This is a genomic window from Cohaesibacter haloalkalitolerans, assembly GCF_003574655.1.
GTDB classification, from domain to species: Bacteria; Pseudomonadota; Alphaproteobacteria; order Rhizobiales; family Cohaesibacteraceae; genus Cohaesibacter; species Cohaesibacter haloalkalitolerans.
On the sequence record NZ_QNUM01000008.1, the window covers coordinates 177,070 to 201,251 of the forward strand.

20 protein-coding genes are annotated in these 24,182 nt (G+C 56.7%); 13 read left to right on the forward strand and 7 right to left on the reverse strand.

The window, feature by feature from the left end; genetic code table 11:
* Positions 1-48: 48 nt before the first annotated feature.
* Complete coding sequence (locus DSL70_RS18935; RefSeq protein WP_119309534.1) at positions 49-1,077, forward strand: peptidoglycan -binding protein; 1,029 nt, start codon at positions 49-51, stop codon at positions 1,075-1,077.
* Here DSL70_RS18935 and DSL70_RS18940 read toward each other — a convergent pair.
* The gene (locus tag DSL70_RS18940; RefSeq protein ID WP_119309535.1) at positions 1,064-2,884 is read right to left on the reverse strand and encodes an ABC transporter transmembrane domain-containing protein; all 1,821 of its coding nucleotides are present in this window, start codon (positions 2,882-2,884) and stop codon (positions 1,064-1,066) included. The genes DSL70_RS18935 and DSL70_RS18940 overlap by 14 nt on opposite strands.
* 330 nt (positions 2,885-3,214) lie before the next feature.
* On the opposite strand from DSL70_RS18940, the gene rpmE reads away from it, so the two are divergent.
* Positions 3,215-3,439: a 50S ribosomal protein L31 gene (rpmE, locus tag DSL70_RS18945; RefSeq protein ID WP_119309536.1), complete on the forward strand. Its 225-nt coding sequence runs from the start codon at positions 3,215-3,217 to the stop codon at positions 3,437-3,439.
* A gap of 194 nt (positions 3,440-3,633) precedes the next feature.
* Here the strand turns inward: rpmE and rcdA are convergent, their stop codons facing one another.
* The gene (gene rcdA, locus DSL70_RS18950) at positions 3,634-4,182 is read right to left on the reverse strand and encodes a protease adaptor protein RcdA (protein WP_119309537.1); all 549 of its coding nucleotides are present in this window, start codon (positions 4,180-4,182) and stop codon (positions 3,634-3,636) included.
* A gap of 832 nt (positions 4,183-5,014) precedes the next feature.
* Here rcdA and DSL70_RS18955 point away from each other — a divergent pair.
* The 3 genes from DSL70_RS18955 to DSL70_RS18965 all read left to right on the forward strand — a co-directional run bounded on the left by DSL70_RS18955 (position 5,015) and on the right by DSL70_RS18965 (position 8,739).
* The gene (locus DSL70_RS18955) at positions 5,015-6,043 is read left to right on the forward strand and encodes an NAD(P)H-quinone oxidoreductase (RefSeq protein ID WP_245418283.1); all 1,029 of its coding nucleotides are present in this window, start codon (positions 5,015-5,017) and stop codon (positions 6,041-6,043) included.
* A gap of 192 nt (positions 6,044-6,235) precedes the next feature.
* On the forward strand, positions 6,236-7,843 hold the full coding sequence (locus DSL70_RS18960) for a TadE/TadG family type IV pilus assembly protein (protein ID WP_119309538.1): 1,608 nt from the start codon (positions 6,236-6,238) through the stop codon (positions 7,841-7,843).
* Positions 7,844-8,019: 176 nt separating this feature from the next.
* Positions 8,020-8,739: a DUF1013 domain-containing protein gene (locus DSL70_RS18965; protein WP_119309539.1), complete on the forward strand. Its 720-nt coding sequence runs from the start codon at positions 8,020-8,022 to the stop codon at positions 8,737-8,739.
* A gap of 94 nt (positions 8,740-8,833) precedes the next feature.
* Here DSL70_RS18965 and DSL70_RS18970 read toward each other — a convergent pair whose 3' ends face one another.
* Positions 8,834-10,735, reverse strand: a complete 1,902-nt coding sequence (locus DSL70_RS18970) for a propionyl-CoA synthetase (protein WP_119309540.1) — start codon at positions 10,733-10,735, stop codon at positions 8,834-8,836.
* 184 nt (positions 10,736-10,919) lie between these two features.
* Here DSL70_RS18970 and DSL70_RS18975 point away from each other — a divergent pair, with 184 nt between their 5' ends.
* A complete protein-coding gene (locus DSL70_RS18975; RefSeq protein WP_119309541.1) occupies positions 10,920-11,675 on the forward strand; it encodes a sulfite exporter TauE/SafE family protein in 756 nt (251 codons plus the stop codon).
* Positions 11,676-11,960: 285 nt separating this feature from the next.
* Positions 11,961-13,589: an acyl-CoA synthetase gene (locus DSL70_RS18980; RefSeq protein WP_119309542.1), complete on the forward strand. Its 1,629-nt coding sequence runs from the start codon at positions 11,961-11,963 to the stop codon at positions 13,587-13,589.
* Positions 13,590-13,817: 228 nt separating this feature from the next.
* Here DSL70_RS18980 and DSL70_RS18985 read toward each other — a convergent pair whose 3' ends face one another.
* Positions 13,818-13,988 carry a YdcH family protein gene (locus DSL70_RS18985; protein WP_119309543.1) on the reverse strand — a complete coding sequence of 57 codons (171 nt, stop codon included), beginning with the start codon at positions 13,986-13,988 and terminating at the stop codon, positions 13,818-13,820.
* A 202-nt stretch (positions 13,989-14,190) separates the two neighbouring features.
* On the opposite strand from DSL70_RS18985, the gene DSL70_RS18990 reads away from it, so the two are divergent.
* From DSL70_RS18990 to DSL70_RS19010, 5 genes are all read left to right on the forward strand, one after another.
* Positions 14,191-14,397 (forward strand): YdcH family protein, encoded by a 207-nt coding sequence (locus tag DSL70_RS18990; protein WP_119309544.1) that lies wholly within the window; start codon positions 14,191-14,193, stop codon positions 14,395-14,397.
* 324 nt (positions 14,398-14,721) lie between these two features.
* Positions 14,722-15,222, forward strand: coding sequence for a 5-(carboxyamino)imidazole ribonucleotide mutase (gene purE, locus DSL70_RS18995; protein WP_119309545.1), 501 nt, complete (start codon positions 14,722-14,724; stop codon positions 15,220-15,222).
* Between the two features lie 45 nt (positions 15,223-15,267).
* Positions 15,268-16,350, forward strand: coding sequence for a 5-(carboxyamino)imidazole ribonucleotide synthase (locus tag DSL70_RS19000; protein ID WP_119309546.1), 1,083 nt, complete (start codon positions 15,268-15,270; stop codon positions 16,348-16,350).
* Between the two features lie 157 nt (positions 16,351-16,507).
* Positions 16,508-16,735 carry a 30S ribosomal protein S21 gene (rpsU, locus tag DSL70_RS19005; RefSeq protein WP_090073227.1) on the forward strand — a complete coding sequence of 76 codons (228 nt, stop codon included), beginning with the start codon at positions 16,508-16,510 and terminating at the stop codon, positions 16,733-16,735.
* Between the two features lie 378 nt (positions 16,736-17,113).
* Positions 17,114-17,950: a tetratricopeptide repeat protein gene (locus tag DSL70_RS19010; protein ID WP_119309547.1), complete on the forward strand. Its 837-nt coding sequence runs from the start codon at positions 17,114-17,116 to the stop codon at positions 17,948-17,950.
* A gap of 171 nt (positions 17,951-18,121) precedes the next feature.
* Here the strand turns inward: DSL70_RS19010 and DSL70_RS19015 are convergent, their stop codons facing one another.
* Positions 18,122-18,256 (reverse strand): aa3-type cytochrome c oxidase subunit IV, encoded by a 135-nt coding sequence (locus DSL70_RS19015; RefSeq protein WP_245418284.1) that lies wholly within the window; start codon positions 18,254-18,256, stop codon positions 18,122-18,124.
* 332 nt (positions 18,257-18,588) lie between these two features.
* Between DSL70_RS19015 and DSL70_RS19020 the strand changes: the two genes are divergently transcribed.
* The gene (locus DSL70_RS19020; protein WP_119309549.1) at positions 18,589-20,535 is read left to right on the forward strand and encodes a methyl-accepting chemotaxis protein; all 1,947 of its coding nucleotides are present in this window, start codon (positions 18,589-18,591) and stop codon (positions 20,533-20,535) included.
* Positions 20,536-20,655: 120 nt separating this feature from the next.
* Here DSL70_RS19020 and DSL70_RS19025 read toward each other — a convergent pair whose 3' ends face one another.
* Both DSL70_RS19025 and DSL70_RS19030 read right to left on the reverse strand, forming a co-directional pair.
* Positions 20,656-22,077 (reverse strand): ABC1 kinase family protein, encoded by a 1,422-nt coding sequence (locus DSL70_RS19025; protein ID WP_119309550.1) that lies wholly within the window; start codon positions 22,075-22,077, stop codon positions 20,656-20,658.
* Positions 22,078-22,122: 45 nt separating this feature from the next.
* A complete protein-coding gene (locus DSL70_RS19030; protein ID WP_119309551.1) occupies positions 22,123-23,991 on the reverse strand; it encodes a M3 family oligoendopeptidase in 1,869 nt (622 codons plus the stop codon).
* Positions 23,992-24,182: the final 191 nt, after the last annotated feature.

Here is a 24,182-nt window from a genome sequence, read left to right on the forward strand (position 1 = left end):
GAGGGGCTCCCGGTCCCTCAATGCCAATTTGATTTGTGAGGAAAGACAATGGGCCTGTCCCGTAACCGACGCAGCGAACAGAGAGCCGACTATTGGCCCGGGTTTGTCGATGCCATGGCAACCCTGTTGCTCGTGCTCATCTTTCTGCTCACAGTCTTCATGGTGGCCCAGTTCTTCCTCAGTCAGGAGATCTCGGGCAAGGACACGGCCCTCAACAAGCTCAACAGCCAAATTGCCGAGCTGACCGAACTGCTGGCGCTGGAACGCGCCAAGGGGCAGGACATGGAAAGCTCGCTGGTGACCCTGCAGGCGAGCCTGTCGAGTGCGGAAGCCGCGCGCGACCGCTTTGCCCTGCAGATCGAAAGCCAGAAAGGCGATCAGGACACCCAAGGCGGCCAAATCGCCAGCCTCACCAGCAAGCTGGAGAGCGAGAAGGCCATTTCCCAGCGAGCCCTCGCGCAGGTGGAATTGCTCAACCAGCAGATCTCCGCTCTGCGCCGCCAGATCGCAGCACTGGAGGATGCCCTTGAGGCCTCCGAAACCCGCGACAAGGAAAGCCAGACCAAGATTGCCAGCCTCGGCAAGCGCCTCAACATTGCCCTTGCCCAGCGCGTGCAGGAGCTGTCTCGCTATCGCTCGGACTTCTTCGGCCGTCTGAGGGAAATCCTCTCGCAGCGCTCCGATATCCGCGTGGTTGGCGACCGCTTCGTGTTCCAGTCCGAAGTGCTGTTCTCATCGGGTGAAGATCGCATGAAGGCGGAGGGCGAGCAGGAGCTCGACCATGTGGCAGACGCCATCATGGAGCTCATTCAGGACATTCCCGAAGAAATCGACTGGGTGCTGCGCGTCGACGGCCATACGGACAACCGGCCGATCAACAGCGCCCGCTTCCCTTCCAACTGGGAGCTGTCATCGGCCCGCGCCATTTCGGTGGTCAAATATCTGATCTCCAAGGGCGTGCCGCCCAAGCGTCTGGTCGCCGCCGGGTTCGGCGAATTCCAGCCGCTGGAAGAAGGCGACAGCGAAGAGGCCCTGCGCAAGAACCGCCGCATCGAGTTCAAGCTCACCCAGCGCTAGGATGGGGCAACCCTTCATCGGACCCGGCCTCATCATCCAGCGCATCCATGCTGAATTGTAGCCGGGCCAGCCGCGCATAAAGCCCGCCCTCGGCCACGAGACTTTCGTGACTGCCCTGCTCCACCAGCGCTCCCTTGTCCAGCACCAGCAACCGGTCGGCCTTTTTGACGGTTGCCAGACGATGGGCGATGACGATCGTCGTCCGCCCCTTCATCAGGTCGGCCAGCGCCAGCTGCACAAAGCGCTCGCTCTCGGCATCAAGGGCGCTGGTCGCCTCGTCAAGCAACAGAATCGGCGCATCCTTGAGAATGGCCCGGGCAATCGCCAGCCGTTGCCGCTGGCCGCCGGAAAGCGTCACGCCGCGTTCCCCGACCATGGTGTCGTAACCCTCGGACATCGCTGCGATAAAGTCATGAGCATGGGCCGCTTTGGCTGCTGCCATGACCTCGTCCCGGCTCGCCCCTTCCCGTCCCATCGCGATATTGTCAGCGATTGACATGGCAAAGATCACCGGCTCCTGCGGCACCAGTGCAATGGCCTTGCGCAGCTCGGCAAGGGCAAGCAGGTCAACCGGTTGCCCGCCGAGCAGGATCTGCCCGTTCTCTGGATCATAGAAGCGCATCAGCAGCTGGAACACGGTCGTCTTGCCCGCCCCCGACGGCCCGACGATAGCCACGGTCTCGCCAGCCTTGATCGCAAAGGAAAGGGCGGTGAGCACCGGGCTCCGGGTGGAGGACGGATAATGGAAGTCCACATCTCTGAACTGCACCGACAGACTGGTCGCGCTGCCAAGGCGCGACACCTGCTCGGCACTTTTCACCAAAACCGGCTCTTCAAGCAGCTCGAACAGGCGTTCGGCAGAACCGGAGGCTTGCGAAATTTCGCCCCAGACCTCGCTCATGCCTCCAAGACCGGCGGCTGCCATGGTCGAATAGATCACGAACTGGCTGAGAGCCCCGGCGCTGAGCCGCCCGGCCGTCACATCCTGCGCCGCATACCACAGCACACCGACGATCGAGGCAAAGATCACGAAGAAGGCAAAGGCCGTCAACACGGCTCTGGCCCGCACCGAGGCCCTCGCGGCGCCGAAAGCGGACTCGATGCTGCCGCTGAACACGGAGCGGGCACGCTCTTCCTGCGTGAAGGCCTGCAGGATCCGCATCGCCCCAATCGCTTCTGTCGCAAAGGCCGAGCTGTCTGCCAGCCGGTCTTGGGCAAAGCGCTGCTTCCGGCGCACCCAGCGTCCCAGAAAGACCAGCGGCAACACGATGAAGGGAATGGCCCCGAGCACCAGAAGCGACATGCGCGGACTGGTCACCACCATCATCACCGCGGCCCCGGCGAACAGCAGGAAGTTGCGCAGGGCCAACGACGCCGAGGCCCCCACTGCCGAGCGGATCTGGGTGGCATCTGCCGTCAGGCGCGAAACGATCTCGCCGCTGCGTACCCGGTCATAGAATTCCGGCGACAGCAGGGTCAGCTTGGCAAAGACATCCGTGCGCAGGTCATTGACCACGCGCTCCCCCAGGATGATGACGAAATAGTAGCGGCTCGCCGACATCAGCGCCAACAGGACCACGGCCACGATGAGTAGCCCCGTGAAGTGGTTCACGGATGCAACATCGTTGCCCGAGATGCCCTGATCAACGAATCCCCTGACGAGAATCGGCAGCGACAGGGTCGCCAGCGAGGCAAGGACCAGCGAGACGAACGCCGCCAGAACCAGCCCCCGATAGTTCAAGGCATAGGGTGCCAACCGTAACAGCGGTTGAAAACGGACCCTGGAGGGAGAATTGGATTCGGCCATAAAGACGCTCCAGTGAGAGAAATGCACTCGACATGCAGAAAATCGTAAGGCGAATAGGCTTTTTTACGCCCCAAGATGGGGAACAGGCTTGTATATCTCTACGCACTGCGGTATACGGACGCAAATTATTTTGATGGCTGTGTGGCTAGCCCGCCCGCAGCCACGCTTTTTGGACCCCGGTGACCGACAGGCAATCGCCTCGTTCATTGTGGTTCCATTGAATATGGTGGCCGGTTTCAGCCAGGCATATTCCGAAACCCACTTTTGATCGACCAAGTGCTCGAGGCTCACCTTGTCACTGGTTGATTGACCGCTAAGGACGTCCTGACGATGAAAAAAGAACTCCATCCTGACTATCACATGATCAAAGTTGTCATGACCGATGGCACCGAATTCATGACCCGCTCCACCTATGGTTCCGAGGGCGAAACCCTGAACCTGGATATCGACCCGACTTCCCATCCGGCATGGACTGGTTCTACCAACCAGCTGCTGGACCGTGGCGGTCGCGTATCCCGCTTCAAGGATAAGTTTGCTGGCTTCCTGGGCGCCTAAGCCCTGCGACCACAGCTTGCTGTTTCAAAAACCCGGTGTCGTCGACATCGGGTTTTTTTTGTGCCTGCTCCTTTTTGTGCCTGCTCAAGTCCACAACAGGCCAGAAGACCGTTGAGTTCAAAACGGTGCCCTGCAAAACAAAAGGGGTGCCAAAATGACACCCCTCGCGCTTCTATCTTGATGGCTCTGAAGGCTCAGTCGGCGGCCCTTGCCGCAAAGGCGTTGGCAATCATGCCTATCTGATCGCCAACCGGGTTGGCCTGCAAGGGGATGTCCCGACTGTCATCGGTAGCCCGCTTGGAATAGATCACTTCATCGAGATGACGGATGCGCTTCTGCATGTGCATGGACTGTTCGATGAGGTCACGCAGGCGAACCGGCAATTCGTCCCACCCTGGGCTCTCCTTGGAGGAAGACAGCCCATGCAGACGCACCTTGTTCTTTTCCTGCCCGGCCTGTTCCAGCGTCATTTCGCCTTCATTGACAGCCCGTTGCAGCAACAGCCAGGAAGCCATCTGCATCAGTCGTGTTGTGAGGCGCATGGATTCGGTCGCATAGGCAAGCGAGGCCACCCGTGGCAAACTCTTCGCCTCGGCGCGCCCTTCTCCATCAAGATAGTCGGCAGCTTCTTCAACCAGCGCCATACCGTCCCTGAAGAGGGTCTTGAAACTATCGGAATCTGCAAGCTTTGCCCCGAAGGATACCGGGGTGGAGCTGTGGGTATGCTTTCGCTTGTCGTTCATGTGACCTCCAAATGCCTGGCCATGCCTACCATGTCCGATGTGTCAAATTCAAACAGACATTGCACCAAATTGTCATTTCGGAGAATAACAAGCACAAACCATGCCATTGACGAAATGCAATATTGACAGATGCTCCTGCAGCTTAAAAAGCGCCAGATTGGTCAGGTTAATGCGAGACATTATCAGAATCGGAGGCCAAGAGCCAACATTTCCGGGCAGGCTTGCCAAAACATGTGAAGCAAATATGTTGAGGTGAACGAACCAGCGCCCCAAACCAGTAAAATGACCAATGCAAGAGAGCCCCATTTTGATACAAATTGCCACCTGCTTCGGCAAAGGAATTCCCGCTCCGAAACGGCAGGAACCATCCAGTTGGTTAACAATTCTCTAACAGCGGGGTACATCTGGCGCGACAGACACCATCAGAGGTTCGACCGTCGAGCATCGTAAGAACGGGGGGGCTATCCGGCCTCGTTTACTCCTGTCTCCTCGCACAAAAAAAGAGCCGCACCAGCGGCTCTCAGGAGTTAACAGGGAGGCGTCAAACAGAGTGACAGGAGCCACTCGAAATCCAAAATATTGGATAGTCTAATTAACGCAAATAATAATTAATTTTTCGTTAAATACCAAAAAACAATTTAAATATTCAGAATACATCCGAAATTTAAACATAAATATACAAAATTTTGATTACAATTTACACGGAACAACAAAAAATTTACCTATATATACTTGAACTCACCACCAACCACCCAATCCCACTGATGGACAGAATATCATTAAGCCATTGAGCGCATTCCCTTAACCGGGTTTTTCGGCTAGAAATGACGCAATGTCAGAAAACTCCAGCCAGACAGGTATGATCATGCAGATAGCAACGGAAATGAGAGCAATCGTGGCCCCCGAGCCGGGAGGACCGGAAAAGCTTCAAATCATCACGCGCCCTGTTCCCACACCTTCGGACGATGAAGTGCTGATCAAGGTCAAGGCCGCGGGCGTCAATCGTCCCGATTGCATCCAGCGCGCAGGCAACTACCCGCCTCCTCCGGGTGCATCGGACATTCTGGGACTGGAAGTCGCAGGCGAGATCGTAAAGGTTGGTGCCAACGTCAAGACCTGGAATGTTGGCGACAAGGCAACGGCTCTGGTGTCCGGCGGTGGCTATGCCGAATATTGCGTCGCCCATGCCGGCAGTGTTCTCGAAATCCCCAAGAACTGGAGCTTCACGGAAGCCGCCAGCGTACCGGAAAACATCTTCACGGTCTGGCACAACGTCTTCCAGCGCGGCAAGCTGCGCCCCGAGGAAACACTGCTGGTCCATGGCGGCTCGTCAGGCATCGGCCTCACCGCCGTGCAGCTGGGCAAGGCCTTTGGCGCCAAGGTTGCAGTGACCGCAGGCAGCGAGGAAAAATGCAAGGCCTGCCTCGATCTGGGCGCCGACCTCGCCATCAATTACAAGACCCAGGACTTCGTTACCGAGATCAAGAACTGGACCAACAAGAAGGGCGTCAATGTCATTCTGGACATGGTTGGCGGTGACTATATCTCCAAGAACTATGTCATTGCTGCCGAAGACGGTCGCATCGTCCAGATCGCCTTCCTCAACGGCGGCGTTGCCGAAGTCGACTTCCGTCGCCTGATGATGAAACGCCTGATCCACACCGGATCAACCCTGCGCGCCCGCTCCTACGAGGTAAAGGCCGAAATCGCAGCAGATCTGAGAAAGGAAGTCTGGCAGCTTCTCTCCTGCGGCCTGATCAAACCGCAGATCTACAAAGTCTTTCCGTTCGAGGAAGCCGTAAAAGCGCATGAGCTGATGGAAAGCTCAAATCACATCGGCAAGATCATGCTGGAACTGTGAGGGCACTGCCCTCACTTTTCGTTTTTCTGGTCAGACAAAGTTCATCTTAATTGTTTGTTTACACCAAATTAAGGAAGGCGGCCGCCCTCGTGAAAACCCGGAGAGGCGAAATGAATTAGTAAGGCAAATCCTGTTGAATAGGGAAAGTTATTTGCCCAAAGGACATCCTGCGATGTCCATACAGGATCTGCCATGCGCATTGTCTCGCATCTCTTTTCAAGCTTTCGCTCACGCAAGTCGCCTTCTGCCGCTCAACCGGACCATATCGGCGATGGTGCCAAAGCAGAAAAACGCTCCTTTCTGCACGATGAAAGCGGAGCAATTGCCATTATCCTTGCCGTGGCCCTCATTCCCATCATCCTCATGCTGGGTGCTGCGGTTGACTATGCCCGCATCTCGCTTGCCCGTTCCGAAGCACAGGATGCCCTTGATGCGGCAACGCTGGCCGCTGTCAAACAGGTTGGCAAACTGACCGACGGCGAAATCCGCAGCATGATTGAAGCCTATGTGGGCGCGAATGGCCCGAGCGGCAGCACTGTCAAAATCGACCTCGTGCAAATCGAGCAAAACCCCATATCCCTGAAGGTCTGGGCATCCGGCTCAACCCCAACAACCTTCATGCAGCTGGCGGACATCCAGTCGTCCGATTTCTCCATCGTGTCCAAGACTGTCGCCGGCAACAAGACGCTGGAAGTCGTCATGGTCCTCGACAACTCCGGCTCCATGGCCTCCTCTGCGGGAACCAAGACCAGAATTCAGGCCCTCAGAGATGCAGCCACCGAACTGGTTGAAACTCTGGACGAGAAAAAGCAGGACGACGATGCCCTCAGCTTTGGCATCGTGCCCTTTACCCAGTTGGTGCGATTGCCAGAAGGCCTTGAAGACTCCCAATGGCTCGATCAGGAGGGCGTTTCTTCCATTCATCAGGAAAACTTGCCTCCCAAAGCCAAACGCTTCGATCTCTTCAACACATTGACAGATCCCTATACCCGCCGTGCAGTGAAATGGGCTGGCTGCGTCGAAGCGCGCCCGCATCCGTTTGACATCGAAGACACCACACCGGGGTCAGCAAGACCGGACAGCTATTTCGTTCCCTTCTTCCATCCGGACAGGCGGGAACAAAACAACCACCATTACAATTACTGGAGCTGGGACTACTATCTGCCACGTGCCGGCTTTGCCAGAAATCAGACCAAGGCTGATCAGGATGCCTTTGGTTACTATTACAAACAGACCATCAACACCAGCGGTTATAGCCCCAATTATTTGTGCGACATGCCGCGTATCATGCCTCTGACCCACGACACCACCGCCATCAAGACCCATATCTCGACCATGCGAGCCAATGGTGCCACCAACATTCACATGGGCACCATCTGGGGCTTGCGCCTGCTCTCGCCACAAGCCCCCTTCACCGAGGGCCGAGGCTATGATGACGAGGAGAATATCAAGGCCCTCATCATCATGACCGATGGTGACAACACCTATTACAACGACAGTTACCATGCCTATGGCTGGTCTGATGACGGTCGCATTTCGGGCTCCTCCTCGATTGTCGGCGAAATGAACAAGCGCACCGTTGAAGCCTGCGAGGCCGCCAAGAATGCCATCTCTGACAGCAGCCGGAAAATCAAGATTTTCACGATCTTCTTTGGCTATCCGTCCGTATCCTCGGCCAACATGCTCAAGAGCTGTGCCAGCAAGGAAGAATGGTACAAGAGTGTCAGCAATGCCAACGAGTTGTCCGAGGTATTCCAGAGCATTGCATCCGAGCTGAGCAATCTCCGCCTCGTGGAATAGGCCAAAGAACAAGCGCATAAACAGTCAAAAACGCCCCCAAATCAACAAATGGGGCGTTTTCTTGTTTGCGCATTGCGCCCAATGCAAGTATAGTCCGGCTATTCCCTGTCAATTCAAACGAGTCTTGAGAGGCTGATCTGGAAGAAACCCAGGTCAAGCTACAATGAGGATGTACCATGTCGAATGCACCATTGATGCCGAAAGCAACCGCAGTCTGGCTGGTCGATAACACTGCGTTGTCTTTCGACCAGATTGCTGCTTTCTGCAAATTGCATCCATTGGAAATCAAAGCGATTGCAGACGGAGAGGCCGCCCAGGGTATCAAGGGCCAGGACCCCGTCATGACCGGTCAGTTGACCCGCGAAGAAATCGAGAAGGCACAGAAAGACCCGAAATACCGCCTGAAGCTGGCACCGCCAAAGGTGACCGTGCCCGAGGCAAAACGTCGTGGCCCGCGCTACACACCGGTTTCCAAGCGGCAGGATCGCCCGAACGCCATTCTGTGGCTGGTGCGCAATCATCCCGAATTGAAAGACCAGCAGATCGTTCGTCTGGTTGGCACCACCAAGCCGACCATTGAGGCCATCCGCAACCGTACACACTGGAATTCGGGACAGTTGACCCCAATGGATCCCGTCACGCTGGGTATCTGCAAGCAGATCGACCTTGACTTTGAAGTCAAGAAATCCGCCGCCGACGCTCCCGCTCAGCAGGAGTATCAGGAAGATCCGACCTTGCTGTCGCCGGAAGAATCCCTGGCAACGACCCCGGCCGATCCGTTTGGCAACTTCAAGCCGACCCAGAAGCCGATTGACGACGACGACATCATTCCGGATGCCGCCTCGGTCTTCGCCAACTTCCAGTCATCGTCCAAGGATGATGACGACGAGGATTGATGACCTGACGGCGCATCCACCGATCAAAAAAGGCCGGGTTTTTCAACCCGGCCTTTTTGTTTCTTGCTACAGGCCCACGGCCATCAATTCCCGCTCAGATACCATGCTCGCGCAGCGCATCCTCGATTTCACTGAGGATGGCCGGATCGTCGATCGTTGCAGGCATCTTGTATTCTTCGTGGTCGGCAATGGCCCGCATGGTGCCACGCAGGATCTTGCCCGAGCGGGTCTTGGGCAGGCGATCCACCGTAACCGCGATCTTGAAGGCCGCCACTGGGCCGATCTTGTCGCGCACCAGCTTGATCAGCTCCTTTTCGATCTCCATCGGTGCCCGGTCAACCCCGGATTTCAACACCACAAAGCCGGCAGGCAACTGCCCCTTGAGCTTGTCCGCAATGCCGATCACGGCACACTCGGCAACATCGGGATGCCCTGCCAAAACTTCTTCCATGGCACCCGTTGACAGACGGTGACCGGCGACATTGATGATGTCATCGGTGCGCGACATGATATAGAGATAGCCGTTCTCGTCCATATAGCCCGCATCGCCGGTCTGGTAGTAGCCCGGGAACTCTTCAAGATAGCTGGACTTGAAGCGCGCATCATTTTGCCACAGCCCCGGCAGGTTGCCCGGCGCCAGCGGCAGCTTGATCACGATATTGCCCATCTCGTTGGCGGCCACCGGATGCCCGTCCGCCCCGACGATCTGCACGTCATAGCCGGGCATGGCGACGGTCGGCGAACCATGCACCACCGGCAACAATTCGATCCCCACCGGATTGGCGGCAATCGCCCAGCCGGTCTCCGTCTGCCACCAGTGGTCGATGACAGGAACCTTCAACATGTCCTCGGCCCACTTCACGGTGTCCGGGTCGGCTCGTTCACCGGCAAGGAACAGGGTCCGCAGCGACGAAAGATCATATTTGCCAATGAAGGTGCCGTTCGGATCTTCCTTCTTGATGGCACGGAAAGCGGTTGGCGCCGTGAACAGTGCAACAACCTTGTGCTCGTTGATCACCCGCCAGAAGGTGCCCGCATCGGGTGTGCCCACCGGCTTGCCTTCAAACACCACGGTGGTTGCACCGAACAACAGTGGCGCATAGACAATGTAGGAGTGACCAACCACCCAGCCCACGTCGGACGCGGCCCAGAAGACCTCTCCGGGCTTGATGCCATAGAGATGCTCCATGCTCCAGTGCAGCGCCACCATGTGGCCACCGTTGTCGCGCACAACACCCTTGGGCTGGCCGGTGGTGCCTGAAGTGTAGAGGATATACAGCGGGTCGGTTGCCATCACCGGCACACAGTCGACAACGCGCTTGCGCTCGATCTCGTCGACAATGGCGGCGTGATAGTTGATATCGCGTCCGGCTTTGAGATCGCACACCAGTTCCTTGCGCTGGAACACGATGCACTTCTCGGGCTTGTGGGTTGCCAGCTCGATTGCCTCGTCAAGCAGTGGCTTGTAGGCGACAATGCGATTGGGCTCGACACCGCAGGATGCGGAAATGATCACCTTGGGCTTGGCATCATTGAGGCGCGTGGCCAGCTCGTTGGCCGCAAATCCACCGAACACCACCGAGTGCACCGCGCCGATACGGGCACAGGCGAGCATGGCAAACACCGCCTGCGGAATCATCGGCATATAGACGATCACCCGGTCGCCCTTCTCGACACCGCTGTCCAGCAGCACCGCCGCCAGCGCCTGCACCTGCAGCTTGACATCGAGATAGGTGTAGGTTTCCTTGTGCCCGGTAATTGGGCTGTCATAAATGAGCGCATCACGCTGCCCGTGTCCGGCATCAACGTGGCGATCCACCGCATTGTAGCAGGTGTTGCATTCCGCACCGGCAAACCAGCGACCGTAAGTCCCAGCATCAGGATCAAAAATCTTGCTTGCAGGCTTCACCCAGTCGATTTTTTTGGCTGCATTAGCCCAAAATTCTTCCGGATTGCTCTTCCATCCCTCATAGACTTCCTTGTAAGCTGCTGCCATTCACGCCTCCCAGCGGTTAAACCATTTCGCCTATGATTACCTGCGGCCAAGAGTTGGGTCTATTCGGCGAAAGAAGGGTTTAGTCTTTAATTTCGTTCGACTTTTTGATGTACCCGCGCTAAATTGATACAATTGCACCGCATAGTGACCAAAACAAACCCGAAGCCATCACACACAGTCCACCATGATCACTGATCCATCCTTCTATTTCGCGGCGATACCGGCCATCATTCTGGTGGGCATTGCCAAAGGTGGCTTTTGTGCGCCGCTTGCAATGCTCGGGGTTCCGATCCTGTCCCTCGTCATTTCACCGATTCAGGCCGCAGCCATCCTGCTGCCCATTCTCATCTGCATGGATTTTGTCGGCCTCATCGCCTATCGCGGCAAGGCCAACTGGAGCGTCCTCAAAAGCATGCTGCCCTATGCCCTGATCGGCATCGGCCTTGGCTGGCTCCTGGCGGGGTATCTCAACGAGCAGATCATCAAGTTTCTTGTCGGTCTCACCGCTCTTGCCTTTGTCGCCGACTACACATGGCGCACATTGCGAAAAAGGGCCATTGCCACCCGAGGGCCGATCTCCGCTGCCGTATGGGGCACGATAACCGGGCTGACCAGTTTCATTGCCCATGCCGGTGGCCCTCCCTACCAGATCCACACCTTGCCGCTGGGCATGAAGTCGCTGGTCTTTGCCGGGACCTCGGTCTATTTTTTCACCGCCATAAACTCGGTCAAACTGATCCCCTATTTCGCCCTCGGCCAGTTCTCGACGCAGAATCTGTGGACCACTCTCGCGCTCGTCCCGTTTGCTCCGGTCGGCACGATGATCGGTATTTTTCTGATCAAGCGCATCAGTCAGGGGGCTTTCTACCGCATTTCCTATGCGGCGATGTTCCTCATTGCCCTCAAGCTGTGCCTTGACAGCTTCAGCAAGCTTTTCTGAGCCTTTTAAGAGCGTTCACCTCCGCCCCGATCCCGATAGCGCCCTTGATCCTGAGGGCGCGCAGGAGGGGCTGTTGCGCCCGTTTCACCCCCATCCCGGCCTGCAGGGCATCGTGCCGGTTTGAGCGACGCAAGCGACCGGCGCAGGGCAAGGAGCCTACCAACAAATCCCAATGGCCAATTGAAACTATTGCATTCCTCCGCTTTGATAGTTGCCAGAGAGCGACTTCAGAGAACGACTTCAGTGAACGACCTCAGGGAGCCAGCAAACAGGAGAAACGAGGCCATGACGGGCAAACGCTTTTCAACGCATCTTGACCAGACTGCAGCCAACTATGTGCCGCTTTCTCCAATCTCGTTTCTGGAGCGGGCCGCCCTCGTCCATCCCGATCGCACGGCGTGGGTGCACGGCGAAGAGCGAAAGAGCTATCGTGACTTTTTCAGCCGCTGCCGACAACTGGCTTCGGCCCTTGCTGCGCGGGGTATCGAGCAGGGCGACGTCATCTCCGTCATGCTCCCCAATGTCCCGCCGATGCTGGAAGTCCACTATGGCGTCCCCATGGTGGGGGCTGTGCTGCACACGGTCAACACCCGGCTTGATGCGGCGCTGATCGCCTTCCAGCTGGACCATGCAGGCACAAAGCTCGTCATCGTCGACACAGAATTTGCCGAGGTGCTGCGAACAGCCATCGAGATCGCCGAAATCGACCCGATCATCGTGCAATATCAGGATACGCAATACCCTGTCGAGGGCCCTTTCATTGGCGAGCTGGACTATGAGAACCTGCTGAGCGAAGGCGATCCGGCGTTCAAATGGCCGGGCGTTCCGGATGAATGGGACGCTATCGCCCTCAATTACACATCCGGCACGACAGGCGACCCAAAGGGCGTGGTCTATCATCATCGCGGCGCCTATCTGATGGGCATGTCCAACGCCCTGACCGCCGAGCTCGGGCGACATCCGGTCTACCTGTGGACCCTGCCCATGTTCCACTGCAACGGCTGGTCCTTCCCGTGGGCGCTATCGCTGGTCGCGGGCACCCACATTTGCCTCAGGCAGGTACGGGCCGGACAGATCTTCGATGCCATCGTGAAGGAGAAGGTCACCCACCTGTGCGGTGCGCCGGTGGTCATGACCATTCTTCTTGCCGCCGATGAAACCGAGAAGCGGCCATTGCCACAACCGATCCAATTCATCACCTCCGCCGCCCCTCCACCAAGAGAGATTCAGGAAGGGATGCAGGCGCTCGGCTTCAGGCTGTCCCATGTCTATGGCCTGACAGAGACCTACGGCCCGTCCGTGATCAACGAATGGAGCGAAGACTGGGATGCCCTGCCCGCCCCGGAACGCGCCAACAGGATGATGCTGCAGGGTGTACGGTATCCGGTTCTTGAAGACATGGCCGTGATGCTGCCACACACGATGCAGCCGGTGCCCGCCGATGGCGAAACCCCCGGCGAGGTCATGTTCAGGGGCAACACCATCATGAAGGGCTACCTTCAGAATGAAGGCGCTACCCACCAGGCCTTTTATGACGGCTGGTTCCACTCCGGCGATCTGGCAGTCATGCATCCGGACGGCTATCTGGAACTGCGCGACCGCTCAAAGGAAATCATCATTTCCGGGGGCGAGAATATTTCCTCCACCGAGGTCGAGGATGCGCTCTACAAGCATCCCGATGTGGAAGCGGCAGCGGTCGTTGCCATGGCAGACGGGAAGTGGGGGGAACGCCCCTGCGCCTTTGTCGAACTGACCGAGGGACACGAGGCCAGCGAGGCCGATCTGATCGCCTGGTGCCGCGAGCATCTGGCCCACTACAAGGTGCCGGAACGGATCGTGTTTGGAGAGCTGCCCAAGACAACAACGGGCAAAATCAAGAAATATGTCCTGCGCAAGAAGGCAAAGACCCTGTAAAAGACGGGCGCTCTGCACCGAAGGAAAATAGAACAGCCCGTGCCGGATGCTTTCCCTTGCCTTGGCAAGCATTCAACCGCTCTGCGCTGCCCGGAGACAAGTCTTACTGCTGGCAAGCTGCGCCAAATGCGCGCATGGTGGGCAATTTTCCAACAAGAGCAAGCAACAAGGCAACAAAAAAGCCGCGGCAACTGTCCGCGGCTTGATCAATCTAGAGGAACAACAGGATCAGCTGGCAGTCCTGAGCTGCGCGATCTCGTCTTTCATACTCAATTTTCGCCGTTTCATCTCCGCTATCTCAAGGTCGTCAATAGAAGGGTGGGCAATAGCTTCCTCAATTTCCTTATCCAATTCATCATGCTTGCGCTGCAATTCTTGGATCCGAGAATCTAACGACATTAACACCTCCATGGGTTCGGTTGAGACACTTCGATTGTGTCATACATATTACATACTGTCGACTCTCTATTTTTTAAACAGATAGGCCAAAATTAATTTTTACGATTGATTACATCTTTAGATGTAGCATATCGTCTCGCTTGCATTTTCTATTCAATTAATTTATTGAAATGACTGAATTTTATCAAACCGGCGCGAAACGATGACCCCTGAAAAAGAAGCTCAGATCCGCACCAAGATCACCCACCTGAGAACAGAGCATGGCGACCTGGATCTGGCCATTCAGGCCCTTGAAGCACGGCCCGGCGGAAATGCATTGCCCATACAGCGGATGAAGAAGAAAAAACTCCTTTTGAAGGACGAAATCGAGCGCCTGGAGAACGAACTTTTCCCCGATATCATCGCCTGATCGCAAAGGGCGGATCGCGCTTGCGCTGCTATCAGCAGAGCATCATTCCACAGCTTTTTGTGCACATATTTCGACTTGTTCCGCAAATGAATTTGTCTATACTGCGCCACTTCTGATCCACATGGGTCAATAATCCACTGTGCTTGAGCCAGACACGGGCAAATCTCCCGAACCGGTTCCGGATCCAGACAGACGCAGACACTTTCGAGTGTGCACAACCGGACAACCCTTCGCTCATCCGGCATTTCCCGCCGATGATGCAGCCCTGATCCGGCCAGCGGCACACCAGAACAGACCGTGCAATCGCTTTGGGGAGGCCCTTTCATGGCAAACTCTGACAAACCCGTCGCCATCATCATGGGCAGTCAATCGGACTGGTCGACCATGAAGAACGCAGCCGACATTCTCGACACCCTCGGGGTCGGCTATGAGGCCAGGATCATTTCCGCACACCGGACGCCCGATCGCATGGCTGATTTCGCAAAATCCGCCCGCGCAAACGGTTTCAAAGTCATCATCGCTGGCGCCGGAGGTGCTGCGCATCTGCCCGGCATGACAGCTGCCATGACCTCCCTGCCCGTCCTTGGCGTCCCCGTGCAGTCCAAGGCGCTCAGCGGTCAGGATTCCCTTCTCTCCATCGTCCAGATGCCCGCTGGCATCCCCGTCGGCACGCTGGCCATTGGCCGCGCCGGAGCCGTCAACGCCGGCCTGATGGCTGTGGCCATTCTGGCAACCCACGACGACGCCCTTGCCAGTCGGCTTGATGCATGGCGGCAGGAGCAGACAGGCTCCATCGCTCTCGCCCCGGTCGACGAAGACAAGTAAGGCCCAGAGGTCAGGTGCAACAGGTTCAATCGGAAGGCAAACAACATGCTCAACCCAGGTGATACAATCGGCATTCTCGGCGGCGGACAGTTGGGCCGCATGATGGCTCTGGCAGCCAGCAGACTGGGGCTCAAGACGTATATCTTCTGCCCGGATCCGGACAGCCCGGCGTTTGATGTCACAGCCTTCCATACCTGCGCCGACTATGAGGACGAAGAAGCCCTCACCGCCTTTGCCGAAGCCGTGCAGTGTGTCACCTACGAATTCGAGAATATCCCTGCCCCGACCGTCGACTTCCTCAAGAAGCGCCTGCCGGTGCTGCCGGACGAAACCGTCCTCAGAACCTCTCAGGACCGTCTCGTCGAAAAGACCTTCTTCCGGTCGATCGGCATCCAGACAGCCAACTTCAAGGAAGTTTCCTCTCAGGAAGAACTGATGGAAGCCGTTGAGGCCGTCGGGCTGCCGGGCCTGCTCAAGACCCGCAGATTCGGCTATGATGGCAAGGGGCAGGTCTTCCTTAAAAAGATCGAGGATCTTGACGGCGCATTCGAGGCCATCGGTGCCCAGCCAGCGATTCTTGAAGCCTTCGTTCCCTTCGAGCGCGAAATCTCGGTGATCGCGGCGCGCAATGCCCAGGGCCAGATTGTTTCCTATGACATCGCCGAGAATGTTCACAAGAACCAGATCCTCAACACCACCACGGTGCCTGCCGACATCAGCGAGGGAATCGCTGCCGAAGCACGCAAGATCGGCGAGCTGGTAGCCGAGAAACTCAATTATGTCGGCGTTCTCGCCGTCGAGCTGTTCCTGCTGCCAGAAACCTTCGAAAAGCGTCTGATTGCTAACGAGATGGCCCCGCGCGTTCACAACTCCGGTCACTGGACCGAAAGCGCCTGTCTGGTGTCCCAGTTCGAGCAGCACATCCGCGCCGTCGCGGGGTGGCCGCTGGGCGATACGACTCGCCACAGCGACGTGGTCATGACCAATCTCATCGGCAACGACATCGAAAGGCGCCAGGAGCTGCTTTCCAGCCCCGCAACCTCTTTCCATTCCTATGGCAAGGCAGAGACGCGGGACGGTCGCAAAATGGGTCATGCCAACCACATAACCCCCATTAAGAGCAGCTAATGCCAGACTTTTCGGTGTTTTTTCCTCAAAACAGACCACTTGCTATGGACAAGCATTCAAGGGTCTGGTAGAACGCCGACCAAAGTTCGGGCGCTGCCAAGGCGGTGACCGATTTTTTTTCAAATAATCCAGACATCACGAACTTAGGGATTGACGCGTGCAGGTACTCGTCCGCGATAACAATGTTGATCAAGCCTTGAAGGCGCTGAAAAAGAAACTCCAGCGTGAAGGCGTATTCCGCGAAATGAAAATGCGGAATTTCTATGAAAAACCATCCGAGAAGAAGGCCCGTGAAAAAGCTGAAGCTGTGCGTCGCGCACGCAAGCTGGCTCGCAAACGCCTTCAGCGCGAAGGTTTGCTTCCGTCCAAAGGCCGTGGTCACTGATATCCTTGCGCGGAGACTTCTCTGCGCAATGCGATAGACCCAGTCTTCATCGGATAGGCGTCCCTCTTCAGGAGCGCCCGCAGAGCTGTCTCAGCCTGACTTGTGCATTCTTGCCAGTCACAGGTTTGATGAATCGAAATCAGGTCCCCGCAGGGGCCTGATCTCGTTTTGTTGTGTTGACTGCTGGAATGGAACAAGGCTTGATGATCAAGGCTCAGCCCATTCGACCCATATCTCGAAAAATGGCCATTTGTCGTTGATTTCTTGTCGATGACACAATTTTCCGAAAAGTCTGCCGCAATTTGGACAGACTGGCCTGCGAGACACAGAGCTGAAGCGACAATTGTCTGATTTGCGAACACTGAATGAGGTCTCAATATGATTAGCAAGCAACAAACCAAGTCGTTCCTTGCCGTCACAAGCCTCTGTTTTGCACTCGCAGCCTGTCAGACCGCCGGGATGCAAAGCGGTGCCGATTTCGATCGCAACGCCGGCACGGCCGACAACATCGCCTCTCTCAATCAGGTGGTTGCCAAGAGCCCGAGCGATCCGAATGCCTATAACATTCGTGGCACGGCTTATGGCCGGTCCGGGCAGTTTGATCTTGCCCTGCAGGACTACACCCGCGCCATCCAGCTCAATCCGAACTTCCATCAGGCCTATGCAAACCGAGCCCTCATCTACAAGAAGATGGGCAACATGCAGGCCGCACTGGCTGACTATAATCAGGCGATCGCCCTTGACCCGACCTATGACGTCGCGCTGATCGGGCGTGGCGACATCTACCGGGTTGCCAACCAGCTGTCTCAGGCAGTTTCGGATTACAATCAGGCGATCATCGCCAAGACACGCGATCCGCGTGCCTATTATCACCGCGGCCTGATCTTCCAGCAGCAGCGCAATCATGCGCAGGCCATTGAAGATTTCACCTTTGCCCTCAGCCTTGATGCGTCCAACCCGGATGCGTTCAACTCACGCGGCGTCAGCTATCTCGCACAAGGGGACATGCGCGGTGCACTCGGAGACTTCTCCAACGCAGTGAGGATGGATCGCAAGAACTATCGCGCCTGGGCCAATCAGGGCATCGCACTTGAAAAAGCCGGTGACTACGAGAAGGCCTATGATTCCTTCTCCCGTGCGAAATTCATCAATCCCAATTACGAGCCAGCGGTCAACGGCATGAACCGTACTCGCAAGCTCAGAAACCGGGCTTGATCAATTCAAAATTCAAATGACTGGGTGTGAAGGCAGGCGCTTCGGCACTCGCCTTCAGTAATGCTGTCTTTTCCAAAATTGAAAAATCAATCGGCGCTTTCCCACACAGACAACGGCCCGCCAACGGCGCGGCCAGTATGGCTGTACCGCATCACCCGAGGCAGGGGACTCCTAGAGCAGAAAAATCGTCATCAGAGCAACGATGACAATGCTCGAGATCGCGCCATATTTCACCAGACCGGTGAAGAGATCGTAGGTGTGATAGTGTTCCGCATAGTCCATCACAGGGTTTTCCTTGTTGGCCATTGATATCCTCCTCTTCATCAAGCAACTTCTGCAGGCTAACACAGGATACGGGATTTTACTATCCACTGAAAAATTGTCGCATATTGAATGCCTGTTTTATTGGCGACCCTGTTCGTTTTTTGGTCTTACGCAACAAAAACTCGTTTTTGGTGATCGTTACATATAGAGTCAAATCGCAATATATAAGTATTTTAACTTAGGTTAATTTTACCAAGGTCATTTTTTAGGCAATTTCGCAGATTCAGCTCCGAAACAGGGTTAGGACAAAATTAATCTGCCCCTGAAAAGCATGTCTTTATCAAAGAGATAGGATTGCCTTTCAGAGAACCCCAATGAAAATTTCTTCAAAAATTGCCTTTATCGTTGCCCTGCTCATGATCCCGACGATCATGCTGGCCTATATGTTCGTCAATCAGAGCAACAAGGAAATTGCCTTTGCTTCGAAGGAATTCGACGGCGATCAATATTTGAAATCAATCTGGCCAGTGCTCGAAGGCCTGACGCACAAGATCGCCGACAACAAGCAGGTTGCAACGACAGCCCTGAAGGAAGCAACGCTGGCTTACGGAACACAGATGAGTTCCGAACAGCAAGCCTCGGACCTGGCGACGGATATTGAAAGAGGCTCCGACCCGACGGCCCTTCTTGCATCGACCGTCGATCTGATCACCCGGGTCGGTAACGAATCCAACCTCATTCTCGACCCCGATCTCGACAGCTACTACGCCATGGATGTGATCGTGGTCAAATTGCCCAGCCTGCTCAAGCTGTCAACCGAGCTCTATCTCAGCAACACGGCGCTGGAAGCGGATTACAGCGAACAAAACCGCCGTAAGCTCGCCGCCAATCTGGGCGCATTGCAGGACATCGTTGACGGCACCTTTGCCTCGCTTGAGACAATCTATGAGCATCAGGGCACAACCGATCGCCGCGCAGCCCTGTCTGCCTCTGCTTCTGGCCTGAAAGACGCCACCGACCGGTATCTCTCCCTTGCCAACAAAAGCCTCGACTATTCCGATGGTGTCCCGACAGAATCCGTTCCCCTTGTCTCCAAGGCAAGAGCAGATTTCGTCGCCGCTTCCGATGCCCTCTGGCAGAAAACAGTTGTTGAGCTTGATGACATGCTCCAGATCCGGATTGGCGGATTTGAAAGCAGGCTCTGGCGCCTGTCTTCCATTGCCGCCTTCTTTGCCCTGTCGGCTCTTGCCCTCGCAATCTACTTGGGCCGCAGCATTTCTCGGGCCATTCATCGCTCGGTTGGCGAAATGAAGGAACTGGCATCCGGACACCTTGACATCACGGTGAGCGGAGAGGACAGAAAGGATGAGATCGGCGAAGTGGCCAGAGCTCTTGTCGTCTTCAAGAGCAATGCCGTGCAGAAGGCTGAGTATGAACAGAACCAGAAGCAGCACGAAGCACGCGAGCGTGACATCAAGGCCAGAGAAGCAGCCGAGATTGCCGAACGCTTCCGCAAGGTCATTGGCGGCATTTCCGAAACCCTGATCCAGCGCGCACAGGCCATGGAAGACGCCGCTGTGGTTGTCACGGGAAGCTCGGAAGAAACCTGTGTTCAGGCAACGGCGGTAACCAGGGCTTCTGAGGAAACGAACATCTCGGTCCGCTCGGTCGCCAACGCGAGCGAAAGCCTCAGCCAGTCCATCGGCGCCATCAGCCACCAGATCGACCTGTCGGCACAAAAGGCGCGGGAAGCCGTTTCCGCCGCGGATAGCACGATCATCCGGATCAAGGCCCTGACCGAGGCAGCCGAACGCATAGGCGCGATTGTCGTGCTCATTCAGGAGATCGCTGACCAGACCAATCTGCTCGCCCTCAACGCAACCATTGAAGCTGCCCGGGCAGGCGAATCCGGCAAGGGCTTTGCCGTGGTGGCCTCCGAGGTGAAGAACCTCGCCACCCAGACGGCCAAGGCAACCACGGAGATCAGCACCCAGATCGCCGACATCCAGAGCGCCACCGAGCAGAGCGCCGAGGCCATTGATGCCATCGCCCAGACCAACCGGGCTCTCGACGAGATCGTCACACAGATATCAGCAGGCATCGCCGAGCAGGCCGACGCAACCCGCGTCATTGCCGATGGTGTCAACAGCGCTGCCGACGGTGTCTTCTCGGTGACCAACAATATCGAAGGTGTCTCCAAGGCTGCCGAGCAGTCCACACAGGTGGCGAGCGATGTCAGACGGTCGGCAAGCGACCTTCTCGCCGAGGCCCGTCACCTCACCGTCGAGGTCGACGGCTTCGTCAAGTCATTGACGGCATAGCAAGGCCCGCAAGGTATCAGACAAATAAAAGGCCCCCGCAGAACCGAAACTCTGCGGGGGCCTTTGCATCTGGCTTTGCCCTATCACAATCCACCGAGTGCACAGACCAAACGGCCTACCTCAGGCGGCTGCAGGGCCGAAGGACGGATCGAACTGTTGGGGAGCCGCCGGTAGCGACCGGCGCGCAATGCTCACCCGCTCTTCACTGAAGTCCTCGATCTGTTCGTTGAACAGCCGATAGAAATTGAGCTCCGCCCCAAGATGCAGGAAGACGCCACCAAGCCCGATCGCCGCCCGGTCCATGAAGACGAACTCGCGCGGCACCGTGATCGGCCCGAGCCGCCGGAATTCCTGATGCACCTTGAAGGCTTGCTTGCGGCCATATTCAGCCGGGCTCACACCATCAGCAACGGAGCGAACCCTGTCGTCCAGCATAGGGCCGTAGATGAAGCGGGCCCAAAGGTTGAGCGCGTCAATCAGCTCATCACTGAGATTGGAGAAGCCCCAGCATTCATAGGCATGCACGATCTGATCCCGGTCGTCCTTTTCAAGGCCGTGGTAGAGATCGACCACCCCTTTGACGAACCTAGGCGTGAAGATGCGGATGCAGCCGAAGTCGAACAGGTTGAGCCCGCCGACCTCGCCGCCCTCTTCAAAGGCGGAGTAGTTACCCAGATGCGGATCACCATGGATCACGCCATAATGGGCGAAGGGATACCACCAGGCATGAAACAGCCGCTCGGTCAGCAGGTTACGCACCTCCTGGCTATGCTTCTTGTAGTCCAGCAGTTTGTTGCCAGAAAGCCAGCTCATGGTCAGAAGGCGCGGCGTCGAGAGATCCTGATAGAGCGTGGGAACACGGATGCTGTCCTTGCCGCGGAAGATCTCGCCATAGAGACGCATGTGCCAGGCTTCGCGCACATAGTCGAGTTCCTCGCGCACCCGTTCGGCGATTTCCGCAGCCATTTCCCGCGTGTCGACCGCCGACTGCATGGAGCGATGAAGAGCAAACACCATATTGAGCTGCTTGAGGTCAGCCTCGACAGCGCTTTCCATGTCTGGATATTGCAGTTTGCAGGCCAGCACGGTTCCGTCCAAATGCAGCGCCTTGTGCACCTGCCCCAGCGACGCGGCAGCAGAGGGCTCGTGATCGAACTCGGCAAACCGCGTGCGCCAGCCAGCTCCAAGCTCGGACCGCATCCGGCGCTTGGTAAAGGCCCACCCCATCGGCGGCGCGTCGGACTGCAGCTGAGCCAGTTCGGCGGCATATTCAGGCGGCACCACGTCGGGAACAGTGGCAATCATCTGCGCCACCTTCATCAACGGCCCCTTGAGGGTGCCCAGCACCCGCGCAAGATCTGCCGCTTCCCGCTCGATGTCGCTGGAACTGCCGCCAAACAGGCGTGCCCCGGCAGCGCGGGCCACAAAGCCGCCCACGCCAGCATTGACGCGGGCATAACGCTTCAGCCGACGACCAAAGCGATTCTGGTCATCATAGGAAGCGTCGTCATCCTCGGCATCGAAAACGGGGTCATCAACCATGAATCATACACACTCCAACAAGAGCCCGGAGAGGCTGAGAAGGGGTCAGGCCTGTTCCAACGATTCCAGTTCGTCAATCAGGCCTTCGACCACCGCCAGTCCTCTGGACCAGAAATCCGGATCACGGGCATCAAGACCGAACGGCGCCAGAAGCTCCGAATGATGCTTGGTGCCACCCGCCTTGAGCATATCGAAATACTTTTCAGCGAAGCCCTCATTGCTGTCCTGATAGACAGAATAGAGCGAGTTGACCAGGCAATCCCCGAAGGCATAGGCATAGACATAGAATGGGGAATGGATGAAATGCGGAATATAGGCCCAATAGGTCTCATAGCCTTCACCCAGCCGAATGGACGGCCCCAAACTGTCTGCTTGTACGCTCATCCAGATGTCGCAGATCTCATCGGAGGTCAATTCTCCCTCCTTGCGGGCGGTGTGCAGCTTGCGCTCATAGAGATAGAAGGCAATCTGGCGCACCACCGTATTGAGCATGTCCTCGACCTTGCTGGCCAGCATCGAGCGACGTTCCTCGGTGGTCGTGGTTTTTGCCAGCAGCGAGCGGAAGGTCAGCATTTCGCCGAACACACTGGCGGTTTCAGCCAGCGTCAGCGGCGTCGGCGCCATCAGCGCGCCCTGCTTGCCCGCCAGAACCTGATGCACCCCGTGACCCAGTTCATGGGCAAGGGTCATCACGTCGCGCGGCTTGCCCATATAGTTGAGCAGCACATAGGGGTGAACGCTCGGCACGGTCGGATGGGCAAAGGCCCCCGGCGACTTGCCATCGCGAATGGCGGCATCAATCCAGCCGTTGGCAAAGAATTTCTCTGAAATGTCGGCCATTTCAGGCGCGAACCCGGCATAGGCATCCTGCACGATGGTCTTGGCTTCCGGCCAGTCGATCGTCCGCATCGGAACCTTCGGCAGCGGCGCATTGCGATCCCAGTGCTCAAGCTTGTCCTTGCCGAACCACTTGGCCTTGAGGGCATAATAACGATGGGACAGACGTGGATAGGCATCCTCTACGGCAGCCACCAGCGCATCGACCACCTCGCGCTCGACCCGGTTGGCAAGATGGCGGCTGTCTGCGACATCTTCAAAACCGCGCCAGTTGTCGGAAATGGCCTTGTCCTTGGACAGCGTGTTGGTGATCAGGGCAAAGGTGGAGATATTCTTCTTGAAGGTCACGGCCAACGCTTCAGCGGCAGCCTTGCGCTTGGACTCATCGCTGTCAGTCATCAGGTTCAAGGTCTGCTCGATTGCCAGTTCCTTGCTCTCGCCGTCGGTTTCAACGCTGAAGCGCAGGCTTGCCATTGTCTCGTTGAACAGCCGGTTCCAGGCCATCGCACCGGTGACAGACTTTTCGTAAAAGAGCTTTTCCAGCTCGTCGGACAACTGATAGGGCTTTTCCATGCGCAAATCATCAAGCCATGGCTTGTAGTGCGCCAGCGCCTCACTCGAAGCAATTGCCTTGTCGAGCAACGCATCATCGACACAGTTGAGCTCAAGCTCGAAAAACAGCAGCAGGGTCGAAATCGTCGTCAGGCGTTCCTGCGCATCACCATAGAATTTGGTGATCTTCGGATCGGTCGTATTGCCGTTGTAAAGCAGCCCGGCGAAGGAAATGAGCTTGCCCATCCGCTCTTGCATCGCCTCATAGCGCTTGAGCGCCCCAGCCAGATCATCACCGCCCTTTTCCAGCCCTGCGGCCAGCTTGCCCTGATAGTCGGCAGCAAAGGCCTCCGCATCGCTCCGGCAGAGCTTGTAGTCCTCCTCGACGGCCGGATCTGTCATCCCCTTGTACAGATCATCAAGGTTCCATTCAGGCAGATCTCCGACCGACTTGTCGGCGGCGGCGGCATCTGAGGTGGCAAGAAAGGCATCAAGAGAAGAGCGAAACAGGCGTTCAGTGATCATAGGGGCATCCAGCAATAAAAGAAATTTGTTATGACCGGGAAAAGCCCCGGCTGTCGCTTTGACGACCCCACTAAGATAGGAATTCCTCGGCCAAGGTCAAATACCTAAATCGTAAGAAGTCGCAATCACCACAAGCCCCTGCGTGATGGGGGCCTGAGGCGGGCCAACAACAATTAATCAAACATGAATAA

Excerpts from the sequence above, each read along its gene's own strand:
- rcdA (WP_119309537.1), bottom strand. The coding sequence starts at position 4,182 with ATGAACGACAAGCGAAAGCATACCCACAGCTCCACCCCGGTATCCTTC.
- DSL70_RS19015 (WP_245418284.1), bottom strand. The coding sequence starts at position 18,256 with ATGGCCAACAAGGAAAACCCTGTGATGGACTATGCGGAACACTATCAC.
- DSL70_RS18940 (WP_119309535.1), bottom strand. The coding sequence starts at position 2,884 with ATGGCCGAATCCAATTCTCCCTCCAGGGTCCGTTTTCAACCGCTGTTA.
- purE (WP_119309545.1), top strand. The coding sequence starts at position 14,722 with ATGGCAAACTCTGACAAACCCGTCGCCATCATCATGGGCAGTCAATCG.
- DSL70_RS18960 (WP_119309538.1), top strand. The coding sequence starts at position 6,236 with ATGCGCATTGTCTCGCATCTCTTTTCAAGCTTTCGCTCACGCAAGTCG.
- DSL70_RS18985 (WP_119309543.1), bottom strand. The coding sequence starts at position 13,988 with ATGTCGTTAGATTCTCGGATCCAAGAATTGCAGCGCAAGCATGATGAA.
- DSL70_RS19020 (WP_119309549.1), top strand. The coding sequence starts at position 18,589 with ATGAAAATTTCTTCAAAAATTGCCTTTATCGTTGCCCTGCTCATGATC.
- DSL70_RS18970 (WP_119309540.1), bottom strand. The coding sequence starts at position 10,735 with ATGGCAGCAGCTTACAAGGAAGTCTATGAGGGATGGAAGAGCAATCCG.
- DSL70_RS18975 (WP_119309541.1), top strand. The coding sequence starts at position 10,920 with ATGATCACTGATCCATCCTTCTATTTCGCGGCGATACCGGCCATCATT.
- DSL70_RS19010 (WP_119309547.1), top strand. The coding sequence starts at position 17,114 with ATGATTAGCAAGCAACAAACCAAGTCGTTCCTTGCCGTCACAAGCCTC.
- DSL70_RS19030 (WP_119309551.1), bottom strand. The coding sequence starts at position 23,991 with ATGATCACTGAACGCCTGTTTCGCTCTTCTCTTGATGCCTTTCTTGCC.
- DSL70_RS19000 (WP_119309546.1), top strand. The coding sequence starts at position 15,268 with ATGCTCAACCCAGGTGATACAATCGGCATTCTCGGCGGCGGACAGTTG.
- DSL70_RS18990 (WP_119309544.1), top strand. The coding sequence starts at position 14,191 with ATGACCCCTGAAAAAGAAGCTCAGATCCGCACCAAGATCACCCACCTG.
- DSL70_RS18955 (WP_245418283.1), top strand. The coding sequence starts at position 5,015 with ATGTCAGAAAACTCCAGCCAGACAGGTATGATCATGCAGATAGCAACG.
- DSL70_RS18965 (WP_119309539.1), top strand. The coding sequence starts at position 8,020 with ATGTCGAATGCACCATTGATGCCGAAAGCAACCGCAGTCTGGCTGGTC.
- DSL70_RS19025 (WP_119309550.1), bottom strand. The coding sequence starts at position 22,077 with ATGGTTGATGACCCCGTTTTCGATGCCGAGGATGACGACGCTTCCTAT.
- DSL70_RS18980 (WP_119309542.1), top strand. The coding sequence starts at position 11,961 with ATGACGGGCAAACGCTTTTCAACGCATCTTGACCAGACTGCAGCCAAC.
- rpmE (WP_119309536.1), top strand. The coding sequence starts at position 3,215 with ATGAAAAAAGAACTCCATCCTGACTATCACATGATCAAAGTTGTCATG.
- DSL70_RS18935 (WP_119309534.1), top strand. The coding sequence starts at position 49 with ATGGGCCTGTCCCGTAACCGACGCAGCGAACAGAGAGCCGACTATTGG.